Origin of the sequence: Sporosarcina sp. P12(2017), assembly GCF_002743035.1 — a bacterium.
GTDB classification, from domain to species: domain Bacteria; phylum Bacillota; class Bacilli; order Bacillales_A; family Planococcaceae; genus Sporosarcina; species Sporosarcina ureae.
This window is the reverse complement of record NZ_PDYL01000003.1, coordinates 48,824-65,964: the sequence shown is the minus strand read 5'-3', so window position 1 is coordinate 65,964 and position 17,141 is coordinate 48,824. Positions and strand designations below refer to the sequence as shown.

The 17,141-nt window shown below is 40.1% G+C and carries 17 protein-coding genes and 1 tRNA gene; 17 read left to right on the top strand and 1 reads right to left on the bottom strand.

The window, feature by feature from the left end; genetic code table 11:
• The first annotated feature begins 12 nt into the window (after positions 1-12).
• The 15 genes from CSV80_RS03080 (at position 13) to CSV80_RS03010 (ending at position 12,219) form a co-directional block, all read left to right on the top strand.
• Complete coding sequence (locus CSV80_RS03080; RefSeq protein WP_029052958.1) at positions 13-786, top strand: electron transfer flavoprotein subunit beta/FixA family protein; 774 nt, start codon at positions 13-15, stop codon at positions 784-786.
• A 36-nt stretch (positions 787-822) separates the two neighbouring features.
• Entirely contained in the window at positions 823-1,797 is a 975-nt protein-coding gene (locus tag CSV80_RS03075; RefSeq protein WP_099669543.1) for an electron transfer flavoprotein subunit alpha/FixB family protein, read from the top strand.
• A gap of 85 nt (positions 1,798-1,882) precedes the next feature.
• Positions 1,883-2,197, top strand: coding sequence for a thioredoxin (gene trxA / locus CSV80_RS03070; protein ID WP_029052960.1), 315 nt, complete (start codon positions 1,883-1,885; stop codon positions 2,195-2,197).
• A 52-nt stretch (positions 2,198-2,249) separates the two neighbouring features.
• Complete coding sequence (gene uvrC / locus CSV80_RS03065) at positions 2,250-4,052, top strand: excinuclease ABC subunit UvrC (RefSeq protein ID WP_099669542.1); 1,803 nt, start codon at positions 2,250-2,252, stop codon at positions 4,050-4,052.
• Between the two features lie 423 nt (positions 4,053-4,475).
• Entirely contained in the window at positions 4,476-5,084 is a 609-nt protein-coding gene (locus CSV80_RS03060) for a succinate dehydrogenase cytochrome b558 subunit (RefSeq protein ID WP_029052962.1), read from the top strand.
• A 49-nt stretch (positions 5,085-5,133) separates the two neighbouring features.
• Complete coding sequence (sdhA, locus tag CSV80_RS03055) at positions 5,134-6,888, top strand: succinate dehydrogenase flavoprotein subunit (protein WP_029052963.1); 1,755 nt, start codon at positions 5,134-5,136, stop codon at positions 6,886-6,888.
• On the top strand, positions 6,885-7,679 hold the full coding sequence (gene sdhB, locus CSV80_RS03050; RefSeq protein ID WP_199083916.1) for a succinate dehydrogenase iron-sulfur subunit: 795 nt from the start codon (positions 6,885-6,887) through the stop codon (positions 7,677-7,679). Before sdhA ends, sdhB begins: the two co-directional genes overlap by 4 nt.
• 272 nt (positions 7,680-7,951) lie before the next feature.
• The gene (locus CSV80_RS03045; protein ID WP_099669540.1) at positions 7,952-8,401 is read left to right on the top strand and encodes an acyl-CoA thioesterase; all 450 of its coding nucleotides are present in this window, start codon (positions 7,952-7,954) and stop codon (positions 8,399-8,401) included.
• A gap of 75 nt (positions 8,402-8,476) precedes the next feature.
• Positions 8,477-8,689 carry a helix-turn-helix domain-containing protein gene (locus tag CSV80_RS03040; RefSeq protein ID WP_037561560.1) on the top strand — a complete coding sequence of 71 codons (213 nt, stop codon included), beginning with the start codon at positions 8,477-8,479 and terminating at the stop codon, positions 8,687-8,689.
• Positions 8,690-8,879: 190 nt separating this feature from the next.
• Complete coding sequence (locus CSV80_RS03035; RefSeq protein ID WP_099669665.1) at positions 8,880-9,287, top strand: MarR family winged helix-turn-helix transcriptional regulator; 408 nt, start codon at positions 8,880-8,882, stop codon at positions 9,285-9,287.
• Between the two features lie 9 nt (positions 9,288-9,296).
• The gene (racE, locus tag CSV80_RS03030) at positions 9,297-10,085 is read left to right on the top strand and encodes a glutamate racemase (protein ID WP_099669539.1); all 789 of its coding nucleotides are present in this window, start codon (positions 9,297-9,299) and stop codon (positions 10,083-10,085) included.
• A gap of 129 nt (positions 10,086-10,214) precedes the next feature.
• Positions 10,215-10,973, top strand: coding sequence for a ribonuclease PH (rph, locus tag CSV80_RS03025; protein WP_099669538.1), 759 nt, complete (start codon positions 10,215-10,217; stop codon positions 10,971-10,973).
• Positions 10,970-11,584 (top strand): XTP/dITP diphosphatase, encoded by a 615-nt coding sequence (locus tag CSV80_RS03020; RefSeq protein ID WP_099669537.1) that lies wholly within the window; start codon positions 10,970-10,972, stop codon positions 11,582-11,584. The genes rph and CSV80_RS03020 overlap by 4 nt, the downstream gene beginning before the upstream one ends.
• Positions 11,581-12,072, top strand: a complete 492-nt coding sequence (locus tag CSV80_RS03015; protein WP_099669536.1) for a metallophosphoesterase — start codon at positions 11,581-11,583, stop codon at positions 12,070-12,072. Before CSV80_RS03020 ends, CSV80_RS03015 begins: the two co-directional genes overlap by 4 nt.
• A gap of 73 nt (positions 12,073-12,145) precedes the next feature.
• Positions 12,146-12,219: transfer RNA gene (locus tag CSV80_RS03010), tRNA-Arg, on the top strand.
• A 799-nt stretch (positions 12,220-13,018) separates the two neighbouring features.
• On the opposite strand, the gene CSV80_RS03005 is transcribed toward CSV80_RS03010, so the two are convergent.
• Positions 13,019-13,807, bottom strand: coding sequence for an EcsC family protein (locus tag CSV80_RS03005; RefSeq protein ID WP_099669535.1), 789 nt, complete (start codon positions 13,805-13,807; stop codon positions 13,019-13,021).
• A 1,311-nt stretch (positions 13,808-15,118) separates the two neighbouring features.
• On the opposite strand from CSV80_RS03005, the gene CSV80_RS02995 reads away from it, so the two are divergent.
• The gene (locus tag CSV80_RS02995; RefSeq protein ID WP_099669533.1) at positions 15,119-15,904 is read left to right on the top strand and encodes a 2,3-dihydro-2,3-dihydroxybenzoate dehydrogenase; all 786 of its coding nucleotides are present in this window, start codon (positions 15,119-15,121) and stop codon (positions 15,902-15,904) included.
• Between the two features lie 18 nt (positions 15,905-15,922).
• The gene (gene dhbC, locus CSV80_RS02990; protein WP_099669532.1) at positions 15,923-17,137 is read left to right on the top strand and encodes an isochorismate synthase DhbC; all 1,215 of its coding nucleotides are present in this window, start codon (positions 15,923-15,925) and stop codon (positions 17,135-17,137) included.
• The last annotated feature ends 4 nt before the right edge of the window (positions 17,138-17,141 follow it).

Genomic DNA, 17,141 nt, shown 5'->3' with positions numbered 1-17,141 from the left:
GAGGTTCTATTAATGAACATTTATGCATTAGTAAAAAGAACATTTGATACGGAAGAAAAAATTTCAATTTCAAACGGTGCCATTGCTGAAGATGGTGCAGAATTCATCATCAACCCATACGATGAGTACGCAGTAGAAGAAGCTATTAAACTACGTGACGAACACGGTGGGGAAGTAACTGTATTATCAATCGGAGACGAAGATTCCGAGAAACAATTGCGTACAGCATTGGCAATGGGTGCAGATAAAGCAGTCCTAATCAATATTGAAGATGACATAGATGATATCGACGAATATACTTCTGCAAAAGTCATTGCAGATTACCTAAAAGATAAAAATGCTGATCTGATTTTAGCTGGTAACGTAGCAATTGATGGTGGCTCAGGTCAAGTAGGACCACGTGTAGCAGAATTGCTAGGCATTAACTATGTCACGACAATTACTGAATTAACGATAGACGGAACGAACGCAACCGTTGTACGAGACGTAGAGGGGGATTCGGAAACTATTGAAACATCCCTGCCACTTCTTGTCACAGCACAACAAGGTCTGAACGAACCACGTTATCCTTCTTTGCCTGGGATCATGAAAGCTAAGAAGAAACCTCTTGAAGACCTAGAGTTCGACGATCTAGACCTAGACGAAGATGACGTAGAAGCGAAGACGGAAACAAAGGAAGTCTTCTTACCACCTGCAAAAGCAGCAGGGCGTGTACTTGAAGGAGAGCCAGCAGATCAAGCGGCTGAACTTATAAAATTATTGCGTAACGAAGCGAAAGTAATTTAATTCATATAGAGAACTGTAATTAGGAGGGACTACATTATGTCAAAGAAAATGTTGGTTTTAGGTGAAGCACGTGATGGAGAACTACGTAACGTATCATTTGAAACAATTGCAGCAGCAAAGAATATTTCAGGTGGCGGAGAAGTTGTCGCAGTTCTTATAGGGGATCAAGTTCAGTCACTTGGCGAAGAAATGATTCATTATGGGGCGGATCGTGTAGTAACGGTTGAGCACCCACATTTGAAGCATTACACACCAGACGGCTTTGGGCAAGCGTTCCTAGCAGTCTACGATGACGAATCTCCCGACGGTGTCGTATTTGGACACACAGCTATGGGGAAAGACTTATCACCCAAAATTGCAAGTAAGCTTGGTACTGGATTAATTTCAGATGTGACAAAGATTGAAGGAGAAGGCGACGATGCAGAATTCATCCGTCCCATCTACTCTGGTAAAGCATTTGAAAAAGTGGAAATTAAAGAAGGTTTACAATTTATCACAATCCGTCCGAACAATATTGAGCCTTTAGCACATGATGCCAGCCGCTCAGGTGATGTAACAGCGAAAACTGTAGAAATTGCGAATCTTCGTTCTGTTATCAAAGACGTAGTACGTAAATCAACAGAAGGCGTAGATTTGTCTGAAGCGAAAGTGATCGTAGCGGGTGGCCGTGGAGTCAAAGGACCTGAAGGATTTAAACCTTTAAAAGAGTTGGCTGATCTTCTAGGCGGTGCAGTCGGTGCTTCACGTGGAGCATGTGACGCAGACTACTGTGACTATTCACTACAGATTGGACAAACGGGTAAAGTTGTTACTCCTGACTTGTATATCGCAGCTGGAATTTCTGGAGCGATCCAGCACGTGGCAGGTATGTCCAACTCGAAAGTCATTGTGGCAATCAACAAAGATCCCGAAGCGAACATCTTTAAAATTGCAGATTACGGTATCGTAGGTGACATCTTCGAGATCATTCCGATCATGATTGAGGAAATTCAAAAAATCAAAGTCAGCTAATTAATTGATACAGGCATTTTTTTAGCTCCTTCTTTACCTCCATGATACAATACGAATATAGTTAAAGACTAAGGAGGAAAAAAGAATGGCAATTATTAATGCAACTGATTCAAACTTTGCTGAAAACGTAAAAGAAGGCGTAGTACTAGTGGACTTTTGGGCACCTTGGTGTGGGCCATGTAAAATGATCGCTCCTGTCCTTGAAGAACTTTCAGGTGAACTTGAAGGAAAAGCGAACATTGTAAAAGTAAACGTGGATGATAACCAAGCAACTGCTAGCCAGTTCGGTATCATGTCGATCCCAACATTACTTCTCTTTAAAGATGGAGAAGTAGCTGAAAAGGTAGTAGGTTTCCAACCAAAAGAAGCACTTGCACAACTAGTAGAAAAACATGCATAAATAGAAGAGACCGGGCCGCAAGAGCAGCCCGGTCTTTTAGTAGGTGAAAATAATGAATGAAATCATTGAACATAAAATTTCAATTCTCCCCGAATTGCCGGGTTGCTATTTAATGAAGGATCGTCAAGGTACTGTCATTTATGTCGGGAAAGCAAAAGTGTTAAAAAACCGTGTTCGTAGCTATTTTACGGGTTCCCATGATGGCAAAACACAGCGATTGGTCGGAGAAATAGAAGACTTTGAATATATAGTGACCAATTCTGAAATTGAAGCATTGATTTTAGAATTAAACATGATTAAGAAATACGATCCGAAATACAATATTATGCTTAAAGATGACAAAACATATCCTTACTTGAAAATTACTAATGAACGTCATCCAAAGTTGATCATTACACGCAAAGTCAATAAAAAATCTGGTAAATATTTCGGACCGTACCCTAATGCTACGGCCGCACATGAAACGAAAAAGTTACTGGATCGCTTATATCCATACCGTAAATGTCAAAGTATCCCTACGCGGGCGTGTTTGTACTATCATATTGGCCAATGTCTGGCGCCTTGTATTAAAGAAGTGCCTGCCGAAGCATATACCGAAATGATTGCAGACATTACTCGATTCCTAAATGGCGGTTATAAGGAAGTAAAAAAGGAACTTCAACAAAAAATGAACGAAGCTGCGGAAGAATTAGAATTTGAACGAGCGAAAGAATATCGTGATCAAATTACCAATATTGAAACCGTTATGGAAAAGCAGAATATGAATGCGAATGATTTTACAGATCGTGATATTTTTGGCTATGCAGTTGACAAAGGCTGGATGTGCGTGCAAGTGTTCTTTGTCAGACAAGGTAAAATGATAGAACGGGATGTATCCATTTTCCCAGCTTATCAGGATCCTGAAGAAGAATTACTGACGTATCTAGGCCGTTTCTATGGAGAAGCTCACCATTTATTGCCAAAAGAAGTACTTCTTCCTGAAACCGTTGATTTTGCGTTAGCAGATCAATTGCTCGATACGAATGTGTTACTACCACAACGTGGAAAGAAAAAAGATCTTGTTAAACTGGCTGCCAAAAACGCATCCATTGCATTGAACGCTAAATTCCAAATAATTGAGCGCCAAGAAGAACGTACTATTGGTGCATGTGAAGAACTTGGGGAAGCGATGAATATCAGCACACCCCTTCGCATAGAAGCGTTCGATAACTCCCATACACATGGCGTGGAACCTGTATCCGCAATGATATCATTTGTAGATGGAAGACCTAATCGCAAAGATTACCGGAAGTATAAAACTAAAACGGCAGCAGCACATGATGACTATGGTGCGATGCGTGAAGTCGTTAGAAGACGCTATACACGTGTATTAAAAGATCAATTGCCTTTACCTGATTTAATTGTTATTGATGGTGGAAAAGGCCAGATGGAAATTGCTCGGGAAGTGTTAGAGGATGAACTAGGCCTCTCCATTCCGATAGCTGGTTTGGCAAAAGATGATAAACATAATACAGCACAGTTGCTGTACGGTCATCCGCCAGAAATTGTCCCGTTAAAGAAAACTAGTGAAGCATTTTATTTATTGCAACGTGTTCAAGATGAAGTCCATCGATTTGCTATTACGTTCCACAGACAGCGGCGGGGAGCATCTTCTCTAACTTCTTCACTGGATGGAATTGAAGGTGTTGGACCGAAACGTAAACAGCAATTATTGAAACACTTTAAAACCGTGAAAGCCATTCGCGAAGCAACACCTGAACAATTAAAAGAAGCGGGGATGCCAAAAAAAGTAGCTGATGAATTACTTGCGCATTTCCAGCAACCTGAAACATCCGAAAAGCCCCTTACTGAGTAATTTAAAGTCGAGGGGTTTTCATTTACATATAATGCTTTTTCACCATATTACTGGCAGGCGCTTAATTTCCAATACATTTTATTAGAATAAATAGTTAATTAACTGAGAAACGTAAATTTCATGAATAAATGAGTTGAGTAATGTAGAAATAAGAAATGAAAATTTCTCAAACCCTAATTTCAACGGGCTGCAAACTATGTCAAGCATTGTCGGATCATAGGAAAAGCAAAGTGTTATTCGACGTTTTTAGAAAAATCATAATCTACTATAAAAAGTACACAGCGTCTTGACCTGTCCAATACAGAGGAGTACAATATACATGTTATCATATTGTACCATGAAGAGAGATACTGGTGAATGCGAACTAGATAAAGAAACCGCATCACGACAGTATAATCTCAGAAATAAGGGAGGGTAAAAGACTTGTCGAAAGAAACAGATTTTTTCTTACGCCGTCTACATTCGTTGCTTGGTGTAATTCCAGTTGGACTATTTGTTGCCCAACACTTAGTAATTAACCATTTTGCAACGCGCGGTGAGGAAGCATTCAACACAGCATCTAATTTTATGGGGAACTTGCCGTTTGTATCTTTCTTGGAATGGTTTATTATCTACATTCCACTCATGTTCCACGCGTTTTACGGAGTGTACATAGCGTTTTCAGCGAAATACAACGTGGGCCATTACAGTACTTTCCGTAACTGGATGTTCACGCTCCAACGTTTCACTGGGGTATTCCTTGTCATCTTCATTGCTTGGCACGTATACGAAACTCGTATTCAAAAAGCACTTGGAGCTGAAGTAGACTTCAACATGATGGCCGATATCTTATCGAATCCACTTATGCTTGTATTCTATATCCTAGGTATTCTATCTGCTACATTCCACTTAGCAAATGGACTATGGTCTTTCTGTGTTACATGGGGAATTGCACAATCACCACAATCACAAAAAATCGTATCTTATATCACAATCGTTGTATTCCTAGTACTTTCTATAATTGGAATTCAGGCACTTCTAGCTTTTGTGTAAATAACTAACTAACTAATGAAATTACGTATAATTGAGGAGTGACACAATAATGGCAAAAGGCAGATTGATTGTCGTCGGTGGAGGACTAGCTGGACTAATGGCTACCATCAAATCAGCAGAAGCTGGTGTACCGGTTGACTTGTTCTCGCTAGTACCAGTAAAACGTTCCCACTCCGTATGTGCCCAAGGTGGCATTAACGGTGCTGTAAACACGAAAGGTGAAGGCGACTCGGTCGACATTCACTTCGATGATACAGTTTACGGTGGAGACTTCCTAGCGAATCAAAAACCAGTACAAGCAATGACGGCAGCAGCTCCTGGAATCATCCACTTATTGGACCGTATGGGCGTTATGTTTAACCGTACGCCAGAAGGTCTCTTGGATTTCCGTCGTTTCGGTGGTACACTTCACCACCGTACAGCGTATGCAGGTGCGACAACTGGACAACAGTTACTTTATGCTCTTGACGAACAAGTGCGTTCGCATGAGGTAGCTGGATTAGTACAAAAATATGAGCACTGGGAATTCCTTGGAATCATCAAAGATGAAGAGGGAACGTGCCGCGGTATTAAAGCGCAAAACATGAAGACAATGGAAATTCAAGCATTCAAGGCGGATGCTGTCATCATGGCAACAGGCGGCCCTGGTATTATCTTCGGTAAGTCTACAAACTCTGTAATCAATACAGGTTCTGCAGCATCGATCGTATATCAGCAAGGTGCAAAATATGCAAATGGTGAATTCATTCAAATCCATCCGACAGCAATTCCTGGAGACGACAAACTTCGTCTCATGAGTGAATCAGCACGTGGTGAAGGTGGACGTATTTGGACATATAAAGACGGTAAACCTTGGTACTTCTTGGAAGAAAAATATCCGGACTACGGTAACTTAGTTCCTCGGGACATCGCAACACGTGAAATCTTTGACGTGTGCGTAAACCAAAAACTAGGTATCAACGGAGAAAACATGGTGTACTTGGACCTATCCCACAAGGACCCTAAAGAACTTGACATTAAACTTGGTGGAATCATCGAGATCTATGAAAAGTTCACAGGAGATGATCCACGTAAATTGCCAATGAAAATTTTCCCGGCTGTTCACTATTCAATGGGTGGACTATGGGTAGATGATCATCAGCAAACAAGTATCCCGGGCCTATTCGCAGCAGGGGAATGTGACTTCTCACAACACGGTGCAAACCGTTTAGGAGCGAACTCATTACTATCTGCAATCTATGGTGGTATGGTCGCAGGACCGTACGCAATTGATTACATGAAGCATTTGAAGCGAACAGCTGATGAACTGCCAGCAACGATCTTCGAAGATGCAGTGAAAGAAGAGCAACAGAAATGGGAAGATACTCTCAAGATGAACGGTACAGAGAATGCGTACGTACTTCACAGAGAGCTAGGCGAATGGATGACTGACAACGTAACGGTTGTTCGTTTCAATGATAAATTGAAGCAAACAGACGAGAAAATTGTCGAGTTACTTGAGCGTTATGAAAATATTAATATTACGGATACACAGCAATGGTCAAACCAAGGAGCTATGTTTACACGCCAGTTGAAAAACATGCTTTATCTAGCACGTGTAATCACTTTAGGTGCATTGAATCGTGATGAGAGCCGTGGCGCGCACTATAAGCCAGACTTCCCGAATCGTGACGATGAGAACTTCTTGAAAACAACAATTGCGGAATTTGACGGAGTTTCTGCACCAATTATTTCGTATGAAGATGTAGATACATCTCTTATTCCTCCACGTATCCGTGATTACTCAGCGAAGAAAGGAGATTGACAAAAGTGAGCGAACAACAAACTGCAACTGCTACAAAAACTGTCGTATTTGACATTCATCGTCAAGATACTGCCACTTCAAGCCCTTATGTTGAAAGATTTGAAGTTCCATATCGCCCGAATATGAACGTAATTTCGGCTCTAATGGAAATCAGACGTAACCCAGTAAATGCTAAAGGTGAGAAATCAACTCCTATTAACTGGGATATGAACTGTTTGGAAGAAGTTTGTGGTGCATGTTCAATGGTAATAAACGGTCGCCCTCGTCAGTCATGTACTGCGCTGGTTGATCAGTTAACACAACCAATTAAACTTGAGCCTATGCGCACATTCCCGGTCGTTCGTGACTTGGTTGTTGACCGTGAATTCATGTTCGATTCGTTAAAGCGTATCAAAGCATGGGTTCCGATCGATGGTACGTATGATCTTGGTGAAGGTCCTCGTATGCCTGAACGTAAGCGTCAATGGGCATATGAACTGTCTAAATGTATGACTTGCGGTGTATGTCTAGAAGCTTGTCCGAACGTAAACGACAAGACGAATTTCATGGGTCCTGCATTGATGTCACAAGTGCGTTTATTTAACGCACATCCGACTGGTTCAATGAACAAAGATGAGCGTTTGGCTACTGTTATGGGAGACGGAGGAATCACTGAGTGCGGTAACTCACAAAACTGTGTAGTTGCTTGTCCTAAAGGTATTCCGTTAACCACTTCTATCGGTGCAATCGGTAGAGCCACAACAATCCAAATGTTCAAGAACTTCTTCGGAAGTGACCACCAAGTAGATTAATTTCTATAAAGCAAGCTGTCCAGGAAGTCTATGACTTTCTAGGACAGCTTTTTTGATGTTTACTGCATTCAGACTATAATAGAAAGCAGGAGTTGAGGAATAGACAAAGAAGTTTAATGTTGCTTCCTTAAAAAACATCATTAGCTACAACCCTCTCCTAGTATTCCATTGCATTTGCCCTAACAGTAGTGTGATGAATATATTTGACGTCAATTTGTATTTTGATATAATAAAGTAATGAATATTTATTCATTATGAAGGAGTGTGAGTGAATGAGAGAAAGTTATATTGTTAATATAGAGGAATGGATAGAAGGATTTCATTTTCATGCGGACGTTTCAGTACGTTTTTCAGAGACGGATATGTATGGGCATCTGAACAACACAAAGGTATTTGCATATTTTGAGTATGCCAGAATTGAATATTTGAAACATCTAAACCATATGGCAAAGTGGATCGATCCAAAGGGCACAACTATTCCAATAGTAGCGGATTTACAATGCGATTTCGCTAAGCAAGTATACTTTGACGAAAAGCTACAAATCCACGTGAAAGCCAATTCTATGGGTACGAGTTCAGTTGATCTGCATTATATGGCTAAGAATGAACGTAATGAAATCGTCTTTACAGGTAGGGGTGCTATCGTTCAAATTGGTAAAGCTGATGGAAGACCTGTTGCATGGACTGAAGAAGAGAAGCGGATGTTCCTAGAAAACTCGTAAAAGCCTACACAGACGCCCTTATGCTTACATATCCTATGGGGAAAGCGTAAAGAGGAGGGGCGCATCTTGGATGAAATGCAAAACCGTTCTTTATTAACAAATCGGGAACGACAAATTTTCACTTTGCTGGTAGATGATTTTACAACAAAAGAAATTGCTGGACAACTGACGATTAGTGAGAAAACCGTACGAAATCACATTTCAAATACGATTCAAAAACTGGGTGTATCAGGCAGAGCACAAGCGATCGTTGAATTATTGCGATTGGGAGAGTTACGGCTGAACTAAAATGATGCCCAGCTTAGGATAGTAGACCAATTTTGTGCAATCGGTGTCAATTACTTCTTCTCTAGCATAAAACAAAGGAAAAATTGTTGCGTTCATCAACGAAAACGGTACAATGAAAAGATAGGACTCATTTCAGGGAGCTGATTTTTTGTTGAATGAACAACAAAACGTACCAACTGATATCGTAAAGATGGAAAAAGACTTGCGATACATTGCGTCCATCATCAAGGAACAAGGTCGAAAAATATTAAAAAATTCTACCATTACGCCTCCTCAATTCAGTGCTCTTCAATGGTTGCTAGAACATGGTGATATGACCATTGGAGATCTATCCAATAGAATGTTCCTAGCATTTAGCACCACGACTGATTTAGTAGACCGAATGGAAAATAATCAACTAGTGAGACGTGTGCGAGATGATAAGGATCGTCGGGTTGTCCGTGTTCATTTATTACCTGAAGGAATACGGATTATTGAAGAGGTTATACAGAAGAGACAAGAGTATTTGCAAGATGTCCTTGTAAATTCAAATGAGCAGGAAATTCAGCAGTTTTCAGAATTGCTGGCTACACTACATGAACAGATGACAAGAGATTGAGGGATTACATTGAACGCACCTATTGGAGTAATTGATTCGGGAGTTGGCGGACTAACAGTTGTAAGAGAGTTACGCAACTACCTACCGAATGAACCTATTATTTACATTGGCGATGATGCACGTTGTCCGTATGGTCCTCGGCCTGCGGAAGAAGTGTTGCAATTTACAATGGACATGGTCAACAGTTTGGCGGAAATGGGTATAAAAATGCTCGTTATTGCGTGTAACACCGCGACTGCTATCGCGCTAGAAGAAGTACGACAGCAATTTGACTTTCCTGTTGTCGGTGTTATTGAACCAGGAGCCAGGGCGGCTATCAATGCATCGCGAACAGACGAAATTGCTGTGCTGGGTACAGAAGGCACTGTGAAAAGTAAAGCATATGATCTAGCGATACAAGCTTTAAAACCGGAAGCCAAAGTCCATTCACTCGCTTGTCCGGAATTTGTGCCAATCGTTGAAAATGGAGAATACCGTACACAGGCAGCAAGGGATATAGTCGACCGGACGTTACTTCCCTTGCATAACTATCCGTTTGATTCTGTAATTCTTGGCTGTACGCATTATCCATTATTACAAGAACATATTGAAGCGCATTTCTCCAATCAAAAGAATGTTATTTCTTCAGCAGCGGAGACTGTGATTGATGTTGAACGGATTCTTAAAGCGAAGCAATTACTAGCTATTTCGGCGGAAGAGCCAATATTTTACACAACAGGCTCAATGGAAAAGTTTCGAGCCATCGTTGAAGATTGGCTTGCCATTCCGCAGGCAGATGTACGCAAGCTGACTTTATAACATGTATTGCAGTACCCGAAAACAGTACGTTGTTTTCGGGTTTTTTGCTGTGAATATGATAAGATAGATTGAACGTAAACTTGAAGAACTGTTCACACTAAATAAATGGATCAAAATGGAGGATATTGCATGCGACATGATGGAAGAGCAACAGAAGATATTCGTACAGTAACAATAGAGAGGGATTATTTGATTCACCCAGAAGGTTCCGTACTCATTTCAGTTGGAAATACGAAAGTGATTTGTACAGCGACGATTGAAGATCGTGTACCGCCGTTTATGCGTAATAGTGGAAAAGGATGGATCTCTGCTGAATATTCCATGTTGCCACGCGCAACAGGACAACGGACCATCCGAGAATCTTCCCGCGGTAAAGTAGGCGGTCGTACGATGGAAATCCAGCGTTTGATCGGACGAGCTTTGCGTGCAGTCGTCGATTTGGATGCTATTGGTGAGCGTACAATTTGGATTGACTGTGATGTCATTCAAGCAGATGGTGGAACGCGAACGTCTTCCATTACAGGTGCATTTGTTGCATTGGTCATCGCTGTGAATAAATTACAAATCGAAAAGAAGCTACCCGTATTCCCGGTTCGTGACTTCCTAGCTGCTACAAGTGTAGGGAAACTGGCTGACGGTCAATTGATCACGGATCTTGACTACGTAGAAGATTCTTCTGCTGACGTGGATATGAATGTGGTGATGACAGGACAATGCCAATTCGTGGAACTGCAAGGGACAGGCGAAGAAGCTACTTTTTCTCGCGCGGAAATGAATGATTTATTGACGTTGGCTGAATCGGGAATCGAACAATTGATTGCGATTCAAAAAGAAGTGTTGGGCGAATTGGCGGATAAGATCGGACAACAGGTAGGCGAAGCAAAATGAAAGAAGTGTTAATCGCAACGAATAATAAAGGGAAGGCGAAAGACTTTGAAGTTCTCTTTCGTCCATTAGGTATCACGGTGCTGACATTGCAAGACCTCGAGGAATCGATTGATGTAGAAGAAACGGGTACCACTTTCGTTGAAAATGCCGTATTAAAAGCGGAGACTGTTGCAAATTTACTGGGGAAAGTAGTAATTGCCGATGACAGCGGGCTGGAAGTGGATGTACTAAATGGCGAGCCAGGCGTCTACTCTGCACGGTATGCAGGCGAGCCGTCGGACGATGAGGCAAATATCGATAAGTTGCTAGCTAATCTTGTGGAAGTGCCTGAAACGGCGCGTCAAGCTCGTTTTCGGTGTGTTCTAGCGATCGCGGGTCCTAATATCGAGACAACTACTTTTTCTGGTAGCTGTGAAGGTGTCATTACAGGTCAACGACGAGGAACGAATGGATTTGGCTATGATCCAATATTTTATGTACCTACTAACGAAAAGACGATGGCAGAATTATCCGCTGAAGAGAAAAGTGCCATCTCTCATCGGAGGGCAGCTTTAGCCCAGCTAAAAGAACAACTACCAGAATTTCTTACACGGATAGGTGAAATGAAATGAAGCTAATTGTTTTAAGTGATTCCCATGGCGACTTGAATACAGTGAAGCAGATTAGATCTTTGCAAGCAGACGCAATATTCCATTGCGGCGACAGTGAATTATCGGCAAAAGATCCATTACTTAATGGAATCCATATTGTTCGTGGTAACTGTGACAGCGATGAGAGATTTCCAGCAACTATTGTACAGAATGTGGGCGATGAGGCTGTATTCATCGTCCACGGCCATGAACACGACGTCAAGCGCTCTATGCTTAGTCTTTCCTATGCAGCAGCTGAGCAACAAGCAACCATTGCATTGTTCGGGCATTCTCATTTATATGGGGCGGAGATGATCAACGGTGTATTGTTTGTTAACCCGGGAAGCACAACTCAACCACGTGGCGGTAGGGTTGCAACATACGCAGTCATTGAAATCGCCGATGCTTATACCGTGAGTTTTTATAGTATGAACCATGACTTAATAGACGAAATCATTTTAAATAAATAGTTTTATTAAATAGTGTTGACTTTTGTTTGTATTATGCATATAATAGTTCTTGTGCCTGTGGTTGCAGGTATTTGTCTCAGTAGCTCAGCTGGATAGAGCAATGCCCTTCTAAGGCATCGGTCGGGGGTTCGAATCCCTCCTGGGACGTAAAGTAGTCGTTTTATAAAAAAGTGCTTTGAACCTTTGATAGATAAGGTTTCAAAGCACTTTTTATTTTTGGTTATTTGGTAAGATTTGAGTAAGCATTTAACAGGTATTACACAGGAATTTCTTCGTGTTCGTTCTGCAATTGGAATACATCGCTGCAATTTTTTGTTCCTGCTTTTCCATCTCTTTTAATTCGAGACATAAAGATTTTTGTTATTTGCATATATGAGTAGTCTAAACGCTTCTAGCGTAGTTTTAAGCATCTTATTTGCGGCTCTGTTTGTAAAAACCGATACATTGGACTGCGCTTTATCAAAACTAAATTATATGGATGATTCGGTAAGCTTTCGAATAGCGTTTTTATAAAAGTCTTCCATTACCCGTCGTTCGACATTGATTATCCGTTCGGACTGTTTTTTTCAATGGACCGAACCTCGTGCCGTCTATATAATCCCGACTATCAAAGCGAAGTGCTTGGCTATGAACGTTGATAGGGTTTAGTGAATCAACAATCCAGAATAAAGGGTCCGTGTATGAATAAGATTAAGTGATGAACAACATTTCTACAATGGGCTCACGTTTTTGCTACTAGTTAATTGATGAACAAGTGAAGACCCATTGTTTAATCTGCTTTATAAAGAAGATGCATGAGGTTCCGCAAAGTCCCTACTGAATTCTTTTAGGCCATTGTTTGGATTTGGTGGCACAAACACAAGAGACAACTAATTTACAAATTGACGCTAGAGTAAGAAAATGAAAGCAGAGCATCAGAACATATTGATGCGACGCTAGTGACTACTTACTTATTCAACCTTTCTATAATTCTTCTTTTTCGATAAAGCATTTTGCCTGTTTCCGCAATATCGTTTACAGCAGAACGATTAATGAACGCTCCGAAAACAAGTCCTGCAATCGGGATCATTTGAAATAACTTTTTCCAACCGAATTGATCCCGATAGGAGAAAACGACTTCGCGCCAGCCCTGCAGTTCAGAAATGACTTCACGTGTTGTATGATCATTGGCATCAAATAGAGACAATTGTTTTAGAATAGCTTCCTTTCCAACAATATCCGCCGAAATAAATTGGAGGCACTTTACTACAAATAAACGTTCTTCTTTGTCGTTTGGATTATAGCCATAACTAATCGCGATGTCTTGTAAAGTTTTGATCTGCAAGCCTAGCAACAGCGGAATATCAATTGTTAACGTGAAAACACCACCAATCCCAGAGCTCGCACCTTGTAAAACAGCAAGTTTTTTTCTGCTACCTGTTATTTTCTCGACAGCGGCATCCATAGTTGAAATAGGCAGTTTTTCTACATCTTCTAACGTACTTACAGCCAACCCTGGATAATAAGAAGGGATTTTAGAAGCTGCACTTAAATAAGCCCCTCCTGTTTGAATATATTGAACAAGCTCATCTAAAAGTAAACCAATTTTATTTTGAATAAAAGCAGGCGTCCATTTATCAATTATTTTAAACGGTAAGCGACCTAACTTTTCCCAAAACCATAATCCGTTTTGCTCTTTTTCCCATTCCTCTACTTTAGTAAGCTCTTCCATTAACCATTCTTGAGATTCAGTCACGATATGATTACCCACTTTCTTAAGATAATATTAATACGAATCAGCGAGAACTAAGTTTCATATTAGTCGGGTGTCACTAGAACGTAAATCTTGGCATCATGGAAAGATGAAATGGTTTTGTGACTTTTGCACTTCCGTTATATTTGAATGGCATCTTCGAAAATAGTGAGAAGTTAGTATCGTTGAATCTAATCATTGGAGAAATCTATTTTGAAAGCCATGATCATTTGGAACAAGTCTAATTTTTTTCGATTTAGAAGGTATTGAATTTCCGCAAACTTGAACTCCTGGACACCATATTCGGTCATTTTGTAAATTACAATTAGAAATATCATCTGCAGTTTTATTATTTGAATTATGAGGTCTACGTACATGAGGCGGGAAATTTATTCAATGCTGCTTTAGGGCGGTGCAACAATCTATTCAAGGGAGACATAAGGTGAAAATAATTTACTGAACTTCAATTTCATTATTTTTCACTGGCATCGCATGAATAATATCTTAATGATCTGTTTTTATATGACGGATCTATTACTTGTTATAAATTATTTTCTTTCTTAATGTCCCCAAACATCTTTACTGTGCTATTTGCATATTTGGTTCTTAACTCCTTTACAACGTGTGCATAATGTTGAATTGTCCTGTAAATCGGTTTATGCCTTCGTTCGTGAATGTTTTTCGTTTGGAATGAGAATTATAGAACACAAGGTCATGAATGTTTGAAGAGGACATTTTATTATGGTAGGAAGTTTTAAAAGAATGTGATAAGTCGTGTAAAGTTTGAACATAAAGAAGAAGGTTCACAAAACTAGCTGAAGAAGTTAAGGAGATACAATGAAAAAAGTATGGTCTTGTAAATAAATGTCGATGGATATATTAAAAAAACATCTGATAAAGAAAAACGCAAAAAATGCGGCAACTTGAAAAGAAAAGCAGTCTGAAAGGGTATCGAGCCAAAGAGCTAGGTATATTTACTTTCTGAATGCTTTTTTATGCTAATTATTTTTTCTTCAATGCGTTGTCATCTAGTGGGGTTCGAATACCGGCAATGAAGTGGATGATCTACAGGTGAATAAGGCCTTAGCTACTGAGAAGGTTAGCTATATTGGAGTTGTTCTAATGTATCTTTTCATATGTAAAAGATACAAACAAAATGTGACCTATATCAAAAATCTGATATAGGTCTTAATTCTTAAAATTCAAAAACGCCTTGATTATTATTATCATTTAAATTAGCATGAGGTTATTAATTGATAATGATTATCAGTATCAATATCTATTATATCTCTTTAAGTTGAAAGGAATGAGACAATGAGAGAGAGCGAATTAGAAGGTAAAATAGCTGTTGTCACGGGGGCATCCGGAGGTATAGGCCGATTAATAGTAGAGCGGTTAGCTGAACATGGAGCGGTGATAGCGGCGATCGATAAGGACAAAGATGAATTAGTTAAAGGCATTAAAAAGATGCAAGAAAGAGGATATCCAATTACAGCTTTTCCTGCAGATGTAACAGACTCAATGATCGTAGAAGAAGTTATTTCTACAGTTGAGTCTAAGCTTGGACCGATAGATATATTGGTGAATGTGGCAGGAGTACTGAAGTTAGATTTAATAGACAACTTGGATGAGGCGGATTGGGATACAAGTTTTTCTGTTAATGCAACGGGTGTATTCTGTATGTCTAAAATAGTCAGTAGGCACATGGTTCCTCGTAAAAAGGGATCGATTATTACGGTCAGTTCCAACGCTAGCCACATACCTAGAATTGGAATGGCAGCCTATGGAGCTTCAAAGGCGGCAGCAACTATGTTCACAAAATGTCTTGGTCTGGAACTTGCGAAGCATAATATACGCTGTAATGTTATTTCGCCTGGATCTACTGATACAAAAATGCTAAGAAAACTTTGGAGTAGTGAAGAGGGAGAAATTGAAACGATAGATGGACAATCTGAGGTTTATCGAGTTGGTATTCCACTTGGTAAAATTGGAACACCATCTGATATTGCGAATTCAGTATTATTTTTTGCGTCAGATGATGCATCACATATCACCATGCACGATATGGTTGTTGATGGTGGAGCCACACTAGGTGTTTAACGAGGAGGAAACAGAAATATGAGTAAAGTGAGTATGTCAAAGGTCAAGTCGATTTTAGATGAATATGAATTAGGAGATTTCTTTTTATCATCGTCAAAGCGAACGATTATGGGGAAAGGCGTTTTCTCAGTTGTAAAGGAGGCGCGGAAAACTAAAAATCAAATATATAGTTTACCGGTTAGAGTAGAAGAGGCGATTAAACAGGCGAAACGAGCAGGACATTCGCATCCGATCGTTGTAGGTGCAGTTCCGTTTGATTACTCGGAGGCATCAAAAATGATCATACCTGAGGAAGTAAAAGTATCCACCACACTGGTAAAGGATAGTGGGCAACCGGAAAATATTCCTTTGCAACCGTGTGAAATTCAATATATTCCGGAGCCAGCAGAATATATGAAAGGTGTCAATCAAGGCCTAGATAAGATATCGTCGGGACACCTAGATAAGATAGTTGTTTCTAGAGCTTTGAATTTTAAAACGCAAGTGCAGATTGATGTAAAACAGATTTTAAAAAGGTTGGAACATCATAATAAGCAAGGATACACATTTGCTGTTGATATATCAGACGTTAATACGATTAGAAATAAGGAAACGGTATTTACAAATGGGAAACGTATATTAATTGGTGCTAGTCCAGAATTGCTTGTATCTAAAAACGATTCAACTTTATTCGCAAATCCATTAGCAGGCTCGAGACCTCGGAGTGATGACCCAATAGAAGATCAGCGTAGAGCGTTAGAACTGTTGGAATCTGAAAAAGATTTATATGAACACGCAGTGGTTGTCGATATGGTAAAAGAATCATTAGCTCCTTTTTGTGAATCGATGGATGTCCCAGAAATCCCGTCATTAATTAAAACAGAAGCAATGTGGCATCTGTCAACAGAAATATATGGAACATTAAAACAGGCGGAAACATCTTCTTTAGAATTAGGTATTGCGTTACATCCTACACCGGCGGTATGTGGACATCCGACAGAGTTAGCACGTGAAGCCATTTATGAGATTGAGCCGTTTAATAGAGGTTTTTTTGCTGGAATGGTCGGCTGGTGTGATGAAAATGGAAATGGAGAATGGATAGTCACGATTCGTTGTGCGGAAGTTGAAGAAAACGATATACGATTATTTGCGGGTGCAGGTGTAGTTGCTGGTTCCATTCCCGAGGAAGAATTGATTGAGACGGGAGCGAAGTTTAAAACAATGCTGGATGCTATGGGTATTGAAAAACAATAGGGCA